This window comes from Streptomyces mayonensis (assembly GCF_018982965.1).
Taxonomy (GTDB): domain Bacteria; phylum Actinomycetota; class Actinomycetes; order Streptomycetales; family Streptomycetaceae; genus Streptomyces; species Streptomyces mayonensis.
In genome coordinates this window covers 1-11666 of the sequence record NZ_JACBYP010000087.1, presented here as the reverse complement: position 1 = coordinate 11666, position 11666 = coordinate 1, and the positions used below count along the sequence as shown (strand labels likewise).

Below are 11666 nucleotides of genomic sequence, written 5' to 3'. Positions count from 1 at the left end.
CTTCCGGCGAAATAGGCGAAGCGGCTATCCGTATGGCGGCATAAAGAATTCTGATGTGCGAGGCAACAGGCATGCGAATACCACGGTCGTCCGTCGTCGCACGGCCGTGGTATTCGCTGCCTTCGTTACGGGCGCCGGTCCGCCCGTGTCACGGTGGAGAGGCCGTCGATCGCCTCGACGTCCGCCGGGGAGAGGGTGAGGCCGGCGGCGGACAGATTCCGTTCCATGCGGTCGCGGTGCGCGGATTTCACGGTGACCGCGACGCGGTGGTGCAGGTTCCACGCCAGGACGACGTCGCGCGGTGAACGGCCGTGCCGGCGGGCCACGTCGAGCAGCACGGGGTGGTCGAGGTCGGTGCTGCGCAGCGGGCTGTGGGCGCTGAGCACAACTCCACGCTCGCGCATCGCCTCGGCGAAGTGCGGGTCGTGGTCGCCGGGCCCCCACTGCACCTGGTTGACGGCCGGGTAGACGCCGGTCTCGCGGTGCAGGGCGTCGATGAGGGCGACGGAGTAGTTGCTGACGCCGACGGCCCTCACCAGGCCCTCGTCGCGGGCGCGTACGAACTCGCGCCAGCTCGTGACGCCCGGGTGACCGCCCGGGGGCCAGTGGATCAGCCACAGGTCGATGTGGTCGCAGCCCAGGGCGGTGAGGCTCTGCTCCAGGGTGAGCCGCTCCCGGCCGACCTGGTCGGGGGGCATCTTGGTGGTCACGAACAGGTCGGAGCGGGGCACGTCGGTGGCGGCGAGTGCGGCGCCGACGGCAGTCTCGTTGCGGTAGCGGGTGGCGGTGTCGACGAGCCGGTAGCCGGCCGAGAAGGCGGTGAGCACGGCCTCGGTGGCCTGCTCGCCGCGCATCGGGTGCGTGCCGAAGCCGACCAGCGGCATGGTGACCCCTGCCGCGTCGGCGGTGGGGACCCGGTCCGCTGCGGTCGGTCGGGTGGTGCCCATGGCGGTTCTCCTCTTGCGTGGCGTCCCCGCTCTCGCGGGGCCTCGGGCGTGGCGGGTCGGCGGCCTGGTCAGTACAGCTCCACGAGTCGCAGGGGCGTGCCCGCCCTGGGCTCGGCGCCGCCCGCGGTCAGCTCGACGGTCTCCGCGAGCTCGACCGCGCCGCGGCCGGGCGCGAGGACCTCGGTCCGTACGCCGAGCACCATGCCGGGCTCGGCGACCAGGGCGCTGTCCGGCCGCAGCGGCAGCGACGCCCCGCCGCCGCGCAGCCCGACCAGCCGGCAGGTGGCCGCGTGCCCGGCTGCCGCCCGGGCGAACGCCGCGTACCCGTCGGTGAGCCGGGCGCCGGGGCGCAGGGCCGCCAGCAGCGCGGCCGTCGCGGCGGCACAGACGTCACCGGCGGTGCGCAGGGTGCCGTCGGCCTTGCTGAGCACGGCGGTGGCCGCGGCGTATCCGGCGGTCCCGTCGAGCAGCGGGTGCAGGACGTAGCGGACCGGGGAGGCCTCGGTCAGCCGGGCGGTCGAGGGGTCGTGGCCCCGGACGGTCACGAGGTCGGAACCGGCGGCGCCGCCCGCGCCGTACGGGTCGTACCAGCCGAGCAGTCCCCCGGCCCGGCGGACGGACCGGTCGACGTTGCCGGACAGCTCCCGTACGTCCATGCCGATGCGCAGGTGGTCCATGACGGCCGTGTAGCCGACGGCGGCGAGGCCGGCGGCCGCGGCGAACGCGGGTGGTTCCGTGGGCTCGCAGCAGGCGAGTTCGGCGAAGACCAGGTCGGGCGCCGGGCGCAGTCGGACGTCTGCCGGACCGTGCTGTCCGAGGAGGTCGCAGGGCAGCTCGTCCTCGGTGGCGACCGCGCCGTCCGTGACGCCGGCCGCCCGCAGTGCGGCGGCTGCCGCGGCGCCGGGGTGTCCGGCCGCGCCCGCCACGGTGCCGTCGGCCGTGACCAGGACGGCGGTCGCGTCGGTCGCCGGGCCGAGCGCGTGGCGGCGGCCGGTGGGCGAGGTGAGCAGCAGGGCGCCGAAGCCCGCCTTGTCCAGTTGGCCGCGGAGCCTGTCGAGAGCGGCTGGGGCGTGGTGCGTGGCCGCTGTCGTCACGGGTCCACCGTCCTTTCGCGTGGTTGTGTGCAGGGGTGGTGCGCCGGCCGGGTGGGCGTCAGCGTTTGAGCGGTTCGAAGGCCGTCTCCTTGATGCGCAGCGCGGTGAACCCGGCGACGACGGAGGTGAGGACGAGGTAGATCGCCGGGATCCAGGTGCTGCCGGTCGCCGCGATGAGGGCGGTGATCAGCAGCGGGGCGGCGCCGCCGAAGATGGCGGTGCCCAGGTTGTAGCCGAAGCCGTACGCCACGGTGCGTACCCGGGTGGGGAAGAGTTCCGCGAGCGTCACCTGCATCACGCCGTTGGTGCCGGCGAAGCAGACGGCCATCAGCACGGCGCCGGCCACCGCTGTGGCGAAGGAGCCGCGGGTCAGCAGCCAGTAGCAGGGGAAGCCGATGACGACCATGCCGAACGCCGAGCCGCTGAGGAGCTTCTTGCGGCCGACCCGGTCGGAGAGGCGGCCGGCGTACAGCACCGCGAAGGTGCCGACGGCCAGCATGACGGCGGTGACGAGGAGTCCTTCCAGGGCGGAGAAGTGCATCTCGTCCTTCATGAAGGACGGCATGTAGATGAAGAGGACGAAGTAGCCGGAGCTGTTGAGCAGCGGCAGCACGATGGTCAGGCCCATGGCGCGGCGGATCTCGGGGGATCCGAACGCCTCCTTCAGCGGGCTGCCGGTCACCTCGCCCTGCTGCTCGGCGGCGGTGAACTCGGGGGACTCCTCGGAGAGCCGGCGGACGACCAGGCCCACGATGCCGAGCGGCAGGGCGAGCAGGAACGGGAGCCGCCAGCCCCACGCCTCCATCTGCCCGGTGCTGAGCACCGCGGTGAGCAGGGCGGCGAAGAGGGTGCCGAGCAGCATGGCGACGAACGTGGCGGCGTTGGCGTAGCTGACCACTTGTCCGCGACGTCCGTCGCCGGCGTGTTCGGCGAGGAAGGAGTTGCCGTTGCCGGGCTCGCCGCCCATGGCGAAGCCCTGGACGAAGCGCAGCAGTACCAGGCCGATCGGCGCCCAGATGCCCGCCGTCGCGTAGCTCGGCAGGGCGCCGACCAGCGCGGTGGACAGGCTCATCATGGTGATGAGGATCAGGAGGACTCGTTTGCGGCCCATCCGGTCGCCCCACGAGCCGGCGACGGCGGCGCCCACCGGGCGGAAGAAGAACGGGATCGCGAAGGCCGTGAAGGTCAGCAGGACGCTGGTGGTGGGAGCGTCGCTGGGGAAGAACACGACCGCGAGGGTTCCGGCCACGAAGCCGTACACGGCGTTGTCGTACAGCTCGATGAAGACACCGATGAGTCCCCCGACGATGGAGACCTTCTTCGACCGCGTGGTGGTCGCGGGCGGCTGCGCGTGCGGCGGAGCCACGGGTACCTTGCTGTTCACGGGCACAACCTTTCACAAAGTGACGTCGTCGTCAGAACTTTGGCCCGTCATTATTTCCTCGGTATTGCCGGTGGGTATACCCGGTGGCACCTGGAATTCTGCTCGTTATACCGGCATTAGAGATAGTGATTTCTGACGGTTCACCTGTTCCGCACGGCACCCCACGGCGTATCAGCGGCGCAGCGACTCGACCGAGTGCGCGAGTCCGGCGACGGCTTCGCGGATGATTTCCGAGGAGAGTGCGAAACTGGCGCGGAAATGTCCCGGAGTGCCGTACGAATCGCCGGTGATGACCACGACGCCGCTGGTGTCCAGGAAATGTTCGGCGAGTTCCGCGTCGGTCGCCACCCGCCGGCCCGAGGGGGTCGTGGAGCCCAGCAGGGCACAGGCGTCGACCCAGACGTAGAAGCCGCCCTCGGGCACCGCCGGGCGCAGGCCGTCGATCGCGGCGAGGCCGGAGACGAGCAGGTCCCGCCGCTCGGTGTAGACGGCCACGGTGCGGTCGATGAACTCCCGGCCGCCGTCGAGCGCGGCGACCGCCGCGGCCTGGCTGACCGAGGAGGGGCAGGACGAACTCTGCGACTGGAGCGTGCCGATGGCGGCGCACAGCCCGGCGGGTCCCGCGCCGTAACCGATCCGCCAGCCGGTCATGGCGTAGGCCTTCGAGACGCCGTTGACGAGGAGGATGCGGTCCTTGAGGTCGGGGGCGACGGACACGGCGCTGGGTACCGGCCCCGCACCGTAGTTGATCTCGTCGTAGATCTCGTCGCAGAGGAGACAGGCCTGCGGGTGGTCACGGAGGACGTCGGTCAGTCCGCGCAGCTCCGCCTCGCTGTAGACGGCGCCCGTCGGGTTGTTGGGGGTGTTCAGGACGACCCATTTGGTCCGGTGGGTGAGGGCCTCGCGGAGCCGGTCCGGGGTGAGCTTGTAGCCCTCTGCCGCGGTGGCGGGGACGACGACGGGTACGCCGCCGTTGACGGTGACCATGTCGGGATAGGACACCCAGTACGGGGCCGGGACGACGACCTCGTCACCCTCGTCCAGGGTGGCCATGAAGGCCAGGAAGATGAGCTGCTTGGCGCCGCCGCCCACGCAGATCTCGCCGGGGCCGTAGGACTGCCCGGTCTTGCGCAGCAGCCGGGCGGTGACGGCCCGCCGCAGCGCGGGCGTCCCGTTCGCCGAGGTGTACTTCGTCTCGCCGGCGCGGATCGCCGCGACCGCGGCCTCCTTCACGTGGTCGGGGGTGTCGAAGTCGGGTTCGCCGATCGTCAGCGGCAGCACCTTGCGGCCCGCCGCCCGGAAGTCCCGCACCCGGTCCGCGACGCGGGAACTCGGTGACTCCTTGACACGTGACATGCGCTCGGCCGGAACGGGTGCCGGGACCGTCTCGGGATTCGCCATGGCGTATCTCCTTAGGTACGAGAGGGACGAGAGGGGTGAGGTCGCGCGAGTGCGGCGAAGGCCGTACGGGCGCGCAGGGCGACGCGGTCCAGCAGGTGCCGCCGCTCCAGGTGGGCGGCGGTGGCGGCGGTCGCGGTCGTGCGCCGGAAGCGGACGGTCTGCCCGGGGCGCAGCTGTGCGGCGTGGTCCAGGGCGCGCGAGGTGACCACCGCGAGGACCGGGTATCCGGCGGTGATGCCCCGGCCGCGCATCAGGACCAGCAGTTCGTCCCCGGTCGGGGCCTCGATCGCGCCGACCGGCACACCGCGTGAGAGCACCTCGCCGGTGACCGATCGGCGGGGCACGGGGCCGGCGACGCGCATCCCGACGTGATTGATGCGCGGGGTGACCGTGTACGGGGAGTCGTACAGACGCTGGAGCCCCGGTCCGAACTCGGCGGCGTCGGGGCCGTCGATCACGTCCAGGGCCGAGGAGACCCTGCCGACGTCACGGGGGAGCCCGAAGTCGAACACGGTGGCGCCGAAGCGGCCGTTGACCAGCGGTGGATGGGGGCGGCGCAGGGCCAGTGCGCTGCCCGCCTCGACCCGGGTGCCGAAACCGATCATCGAGTCGGGGGCACAACTGCCCATCAACCGGGGTACGTCGAAGGAGCCGTGCACGGCGACGTAGGCGCGCAGTCCGGCGTCGGAGACGCCGACCCGTACCGTCTCACCGGCACGTACCGACAGTGGGGCCCAGGCGGGGTACGCACGGCCGTCGACGGCGGGTTCGGCCGGCGCTCCGGTGACGGAGAGCAGGACGTCGTCGCTGGGCCGCAGGGTGATCCCGGATCCGGTGGTCTCGATGAGCGGGTCCGTGGGCGCGTTGCCCACCAGGGCGTTGGCGGCGCGGGCGGCGAACTGGTCGAGGGCACCGTTGACGGCGAGGCCGCGGGCCGGTCCCGCGACCCGTCCGAGGTCGGTGACGACGCACAGGGTGGCGGAGTCGATGTGCAGGGCGGGGCGGTCAGTCATCGTGCCGGTACCTCATCGGCGTGCCGAGCAGCTCCGCGTAGGTGCTCTCGTCGACGGGCAGGAACCGCATCCGGTCGCCGGGCCGGTAGGGAACCACCGTCTCGGTGTCGGTGCGCAGGATCTCCAGGGGGGTCCGGCCGATCTGCCGCCAGCCGCTGGGCGCGGCGACGGGTCCGACGACCGTCTGCCGGCCGGCGACGGACACCGCGCCCGGCGGCACCCGCAGCCGGGGGGTGGCCAGCCGCGGTATCGGCAGGCCGAAGTCGGGCCCGTCCAGCATGGCGGAGGCCGCCGGGCCGCCCAGGCAGCGGATGAGGGGTTCTCCGGCGCAGACCAGGTCGACGACCTTGGGCACCGGGTGGCCGGTCACCTCGGCGACCCACTCCAGGTCGGGACCCGCCTCGCCGCCGAACAGCACCGGCACGTCGACGACGCGGCCGCCGGCCGCGCCCTGCGTCCCGGCCGTGGCCCCCCAGGCGCGGAGGTGCGACGCGATCTCCTCGCCCGTGGTGTAGTACGGGTCGAACTCCACGAGGACCGCGTCATAGGTGGGGACGGCCGTGACCGTGGGGTGGATCCCGCCGTGGTTGAGCCATCCGGCGAGCCGGTGCACGACCGTCCAGACCTGGTCGGTGTCCTCGCCCTCGACGGCGACGCGCACCGCGGCGTCGCCGCACGGCGAGACGGCCGTCGTCGTCGCTGCGCGCCGGTCCGTCATGCGGCCCGCGCGCCCAGCACCTCGTCCAGCGGTGCCGGACGGACTCCGGCGGCCTGGAGTTCCTCGCGGATGCGGGACGCGAGTTCCAGGGCCGCCGGTCCGTCGCCGTGGAGCTGCACGCAGTCCGTGCGCACCGGTATGTCCGTGCCGTCGCGGCTGGTGATCAGGCCCTCGGTGACCATCCGGACGGTACGGCGGGTGACCTCGTCCGGGTCGTGCAGGACGGCCCCGGGCTCCGAGCGTGACACGAGGGTGCCGTCGGACTCGTAGGCGCGGTCGGCGATGCCCACCATGGCCATGCGCAGGCCGCGTTCGCGGGCCACGGCGGCCATCTCGCCCTCCTGCATCAGGATGACCAGCGTGGGATCGAAGGCCTCCACGGCGTCGGCGACGGCTTCGGCGTAGTCCCGCCGGGTGACGACGAGGTTGCCCAGGCGTCCGTGCGGAGCAAGGTGTTCGATGCGGGTGCCGTGGGCGCGGGTGAACGCGGACAGCGCTCCGATCTGGTACAGCACGTCGGTGCGTACCTCGTCGGGGGTCAGGTCCATCGCCCGGCGCCCGAAGCCGACCAGGTCGGGGAAGCTCGGGTGGGCGCCGATCCGCACGCCGCGCTCTACGCAGGTCCGTACGGTGGCGTCCATCACCCTCGGGTCCCCGGCGTGGAATCCGCAGGCGACGTTGGCGGACGTCAGCAGTTTCAGCAGTTCGGCGTCGTTGCCCATGGTGTAGGCGCCGAAGCTCTCTCCGAGGTCGGCGACCAGATCGACAGCAGGCACAGTGCTGCTCCCTCCCTTTGGCGTACGTGGAAGACCACGGGACCGTGTCTGGCCCAGACGCTAGGGCGGGCGGGACGGAAGAAGAAGCGCACATCAGGAAGGCGGATGCCCGTATCGCGGTTCGCGATGGGCGGCAGCCCGGGGCGGACGCAGGCCGACCGGATCGCGGCGCCCCGCGGCGATGCGGACGCGAACCGGCTGGGCTTGTTCCACGGCAACCCGGCTGCCGGGGCCGAGCCGCCGCAGGACGAGGCGTCCGGGAGGGGACACGGGTGGGTGACACCCCGCCGTTCTCCCCACGCCGTACACCGGTGTCGGCGTTTCGGCCATGTCCTGGCCGCGGCGGCTCCAAGCCACACCGGGGGCCGGGGCCCGCAGGGTCCGCGGACGCAGGGAACCGCGGGCTTCCCAGCACGACCGAATGACGTGTGTTCGATATCGCAGCCGTGTCGTTGGACCTCACGACTCAGCCTCAGCGACCGTCCCAGGGGGAGCGATGACCTCGGCCACTGCACAGAACCAACCGCCACAACCACCCAGGGGGACCGCGCCGGACGACGAACCGCAGGCTGCCGGTGTTCGAGAGGAGGAATACCTCTACCGTGACGAGTCGAGGCTGCGGGCCGGCTCCCTGCTGACCTCGCGCACCATGGCACGGCGGCTGCCGTCGCTCGTGCGTCGCTCGGTGCGGACGGCCTGGCGCGTGGACCGCGGCGCGACCGCCGGCCTGCTGGTCTGCCAGGTCGGCACCGGCGTCCTCGCGGCCCTCGGCCTCCTGGCCGTCACGGGCACGATCACCGCGCTGGTGTCCTCGGGCGACATCACCGAGCGGCTGTGGGACGCCGCCCCGCAGTTGGCCGTGATCGCCGCCGCCACCGGCCTGCGGGCCCTGCTGGGCATCGCCGTCGTCTGGCTGACCGGCCGGCTGCGCCCGGTGCTCGGCCGGGCGGCGGAGCTGACGATGATCGAGGCCGCGCTCGGCGCGGAACTGGCCGCCAACAACAAGCCCGGCTACAACGACGCCTACGACATCGCCGACCGCGGCGCCCAGGTCACCCCCGACCTCGTCGAGGAGGCACAGGACGTCCTCGCGGCCACCGCCACGCTCGCGGCCGGCGCCACCGTCCTGACGGTCCTGCACCCCCTGCTCCTCCCCCTTCTCTTCCTCGCCTGCCTGCCGCAGGCCGCCGCGTACGTCCGCTCCGCCCGCGTGCTCTACCTCGCCGGGCTGGAGACCTCCGGGCGGCGCCGGATGCTGGGCAAGCTGCGCTGGCACATGGCCTACCAGGAGTCCAGTGAGGAGATGCGCGCCTGCCTGGCCGGCCCCTTCCTGATCGGGCGGTACCGGCGGCTGGCCGCCTCGGTCAACGCCGCCGAGCGCAAGGCCGCGAACACCGGTGCCCGGATGGGGCTGGCCGGCGCAGTGGCCGGCGGGGTCGCCTCGACCGCCGTCTGGGCGGCACTGCTGTGGCTGCTGGCCTCCGGGCGGATGAGCCTGGCGGCCGGCGGCGGCGCCGTCTTCGCCCTGCAGACCGCCACCACCTCGGTACGCGGCATCATCAACGGCGGAGCCCGCCTCGTACGCACCGGCTGGTACGTACAGGACTGGCAGAACTTCCTCGACAACGCCCACGGCCAGGCCATGACCGACTCACGCGGCACCGCACCCGTGACCGCGGCTCCGGAGCGCTTCGAGGTCCGCGACGTCACCTACCGCTACGACGGCGCCCCCGAGGACAGCCTGAGCAACGTCTCCCTGCACGTGCGGCGCGGAGAGATCGTGGCGCTGGTCGGGGAGAACGGCTCCGGCAAGACGACCCTGTCGCGCCTGCTGTGCGGACTGCTCCTGCCCACCGAAGGCACCGTGGCCTGGGACCACGCCTCCACCGCGGACCTGGACCCGTGGAGGTCGTGGGAGCACGTCGCCCTGGTACCGCAGAAGTTCACCTACCTGCCGCTGACGATGCGCGACAACATCACCTTCGGGCAGGGCGACACCGGCGACGCGGCCCTGCTCGCCGCCTGCGAGGCGTCCGGCGCCGCAGAGATGCTGCCGGGCCTGCGCTCCGGCCTCAACACCCTGCTGACCAGCGAGTGGTTCGGAGGACAGCAGCTCTCCGGCGGACAGTGGCAGCGCCTGGTCCTCACCCGTGCGTTCCACCGGCGGGCGGCGCTGCTGGTGATGGACGAGCCGACGGCCGCCCTCGACGCCCGCGCCGAGCACCGGATCTTCGCCGGCCTGCGCGAACTGGCCAAGGACCGCGCCGTCCTGCTGATCACCCACCGCCTCACCAACGTGGCCGTCGCCGACCGGATCGTGGTCCTGGACCAAGGGCGAATCGTCCAGGAGGGCACCTACGCCCAGCTCACGCAGCAGCCGGGGTTGTTCCGGATCCTGTGGGAGCTCCAACGCCGGATGAGCGGCGACGCCCCTGGTCGTCTTTAACGGTCCCGCGCGGCCCACTCGTCCGTACGCCCTCCCGGAACGGGCGGGTGCGCGACCTCTCCCGTGCGTCGGAGACAGCAGCCCATGACCCACCTGCGGGTGGCGGGACGGTGCCCTCCCGTCGGTCGGGAGAGGGCACCGTCGCCCATGCCTGCGAGGGTCAGCACTCGACGTCGAACGGGGACTTGTACTGGACGATGAACGTCTTCCATCCCCCGTCGGGCTCGATGTACCCGTCCTCGATCAGATGTGCCGGAGCGTCGATCCCAGCGCCGAAGTCGAGCTGCGCCGCTGCCGGGGCGAGGAATTCAGGATTCGACGTGACATGCGACTGGGATTTCACCCGGAACTTGTAGAGGTGGCCGGGGGTGGTGTCGATGTTCGCGAAGAACGGGTCGTCCCGCGGGCCGCTTTCGAACCCCTTGGTCTCGTCCAGGCCGTTTTCCCGGGAGAACTTCATGTCGTACATGCTCTGCCAGTACTCGTCTCCGTCGCGCTCCATCCCGATGTTCAGGTATTGTTGACCATTGGCGGTCGAGGTTCCCGCGGTGAATCTGCGCGACGCGGCCCGGATCGCTCCCTTGACTTTCGGGTTCGCGTATCCCGTGATCTGCGAGGGCTGCGCCCAGTCGTCCGGGATGACGATCGGCACGTCGTAGTCGATGCGGGTCGAGGTCGTACGAGGCTCCGAGTCCGTGCCGCCCTGCGAGTCGTGCGCCAGACTCCAGCCCCGCAGCCCCGGGCCCTGCTTGGACACCCCGAACTTCTCCCGGTCATCGAACGGGGGTTCCGGGGTCGGGGTGACGATCGGTGCGTACAGGCACGTCGTCAGCTTCAGGTCCTCCGCGGCGGCCCTGACCGCAGTCGGGTCCACGCCCTCGGGAACGATCTGCTGCGGAGTGGCCGCCTCGCCGGGGGCGAGCTTGACCACATTCCGCTCCGTGGTTTTCTGCTTGCGCGGATCGGAGACGTGTGCGGTACCGAAAGTCGCGTCTCCCTTCCTCACCTGTCCGGTGAAGGACGGAGAGACCGTCTCCGTCTTCACCGCGTCCGTCTTGGTTTGGGGCGCCGGCGCTTGAGAAGCGCCGCCCTGGTCGCCTGCGGAGGCGGGCACGATCAGCGCGAGCGAGGTCAGCGCGACGACCGAAAACGTGATGGTACGGGTCCTGCGACTCAACGTGGGTTCCCCCTTTTCCCCATGTTTCAGCGTGGTCGAGGCACGCCCCTTGTCGGAGCTGCCTCAACGAGAGTCACAGCCTTTCCCGCCGTATACGAGGCGAACGGCGAGAAGTCGCATGACCCGCCCAATCGGACGATCGGCTTCCCGGCCCTCTTTCAGCGCTGCGCAATGCGCGTGCGATGCACACCGGATCCGATTCAGCGCTGGATTTCGCGCCGGATTTCGCGCCGGTTCGTAGATCTCCGCCGAGCTGTACAGCGACAGCGCGAAGACGGTCTCCGACGGCACCGACCGGATCGCCGACGTCATGACCGGCCGGCCGGCGGCCGTCACCGGCCCGACAGCCGCTGCCGCGGGTCAGCGGATCCTTCCCCGCGGCTTCAGCGGCAGCGCCGGCAGTTCCGGTGCGGGCAGCGGGCCCCCGTCGTACCCCTTGACCTCGCCGAACCGTGTCCCTTCCATCCAGTCCTGGCGGGCCTGCTCGATCTCCTGCTGGGTACGGCCGATCCAGTTCCAGAACATAGCTAATCCTGCACACCTTTGCGCAGGTCAGCGGCGTTCCGGATCGCCGACGGTGAGCAAACTGTCGTCATCGGTCCTGGAGGGTCAGCAACCGTGAGTGCCACTGGCTTGGTTCGTGGGATGGGTTCGTTTTTCAAGGAGTGTGAGCATCCGCGGTCGCGGTGGTCGAAGTGTCCGCACGCGTA

Annotated in this window: 9 protein-coding genes and 1 pseudogene; 1 reads left to right on the top strand and 9 read right to left on the bottom strand. The window is 71.6% G+C overall.

Translation table 11 applies throughout. From position 1 onward, the window contains the following. Window positions 1–125: 125 nt before the first annotated feature. From HZS56_RS26895 to HZS56_RS26865, 7 genes are all read right to left on the bottom strand, one after another. Window positions 126–947: an aldo/keto reductase gene (locus HZS56_RS26895; RefSeq protein ID WP_216723369.1), complete on the bottom strand. Its 822-nt coding sequence runs from the start codon at window positions 945–947 to the stop codon at window positions 126–128. A 68-nt stretch (window positions 948–1015) separates the two neighbouring features. Next, entirely contained in the window at window positions 1016–2041 is a 1026-nt protein-coding gene (locus tag HZS56_RS38500) for a M24 family metallopeptidase (protein WP_216723368.1), read from the bottom strand. Window positions 2042–2099: 58 nt separating this feature from the next. Beyond that, window positions 2100–3425: an MFS transporter gene (locus HZS56_RS26885; protein ID WP_216723367.1), complete on the bottom strand. Its 1326-nt coding sequence runs from the start codon at window positions 3423–3425 to the stop codon at window positions 2100–2102. Window positions 3426–3596: 171 nt separating this feature from the next. Continuing rightward, window positions 3597–4826: an aminotransferase class I/II-fold pyridoxal phosphate-dependent enzyme gene (locus HZS56_RS26880; RefSeq protein WP_216723366.1), complete on the bottom strand. Its 1230-nt coding sequence runs from the start codon at window positions 4824–4826 to the stop codon at window positions 3597–3599. A gap of 11 nt (window positions 4827–4837) precedes the next feature. Next, window positions 4838–5839 (bottom strand): 5-oxoprolinase subunit C family protein, encoded by a 1002-nt coding sequence (locus HZS56_RS26875; protein WP_216723365.1) that lies wholly within the window; start codon window positions 5837–5839, stop codon window positions 4838–4840. Further along, window positions 5832–6557, bottom strand: a complete 726-nt coding sequence (locus HZS56_RS26870; RefSeq protein ID WP_216723364.1) for a 5-oxoprolinase subunit B family protein — start codon at window positions 6555–6557, stop codon at window positions 5832–5834. The genes HZS56_RS26875 and HZS56_RS26870 overlap by 8 nt, the downstream gene beginning before the upstream one ends. Then, the gene (locus tag HZS56_RS26865; RefSeq protein WP_216723363.1) at window positions 6554–7333 is read right to left on the bottom strand and encodes a LamB/YcsF family protein; all 780 of its coding nucleotides are present in this window, start codon (window positions 7331–7333) and stop codon (window positions 6554–6556) included. Before HZS56_RS26865 ends, HZS56_RS26870 begins: the two co-directional genes overlap by 4 nt. Window positions 7334–7829: 496 nt before the next feature. Between HZS56_RS26865 and HZS56_RS26860 the strand changes: the two genes are divergently transcribed. After that, entirely contained in the window at window positions 7830–9779 is a 1950-nt protein-coding gene (locus HZS56_RS26860) for an ATP-binding cassette domain-containing protein (RefSeq protein ID WP_216723362.1), read from the top strand. A gap of 160 nt (window positions 9780–9939) precedes the next feature. Here the strand turns inward: HZS56_RS26860 and HZS56_RS26855 are convergent, their stop codons facing one another. Next, on the bottom strand, window positions 9940–10710 hold the full coding sequence (locus HZS56_RS26855) for a hypothetical protein (protein WP_216723361.1): 771 nt from the start codon (window positions 10708–10710) through the stop codon (window positions 9940–9942). 606 nt (window positions 10711–11316) lie between these two features. Continuing rightward, window positions 11317–11487: pseudogene (locus HZS56_RS26850) on the bottom strand (pirin family protein); the annotation flags it as partial. Between the last annotated feature and the right edge of the window lie 179 nt (window positions 11488–11666).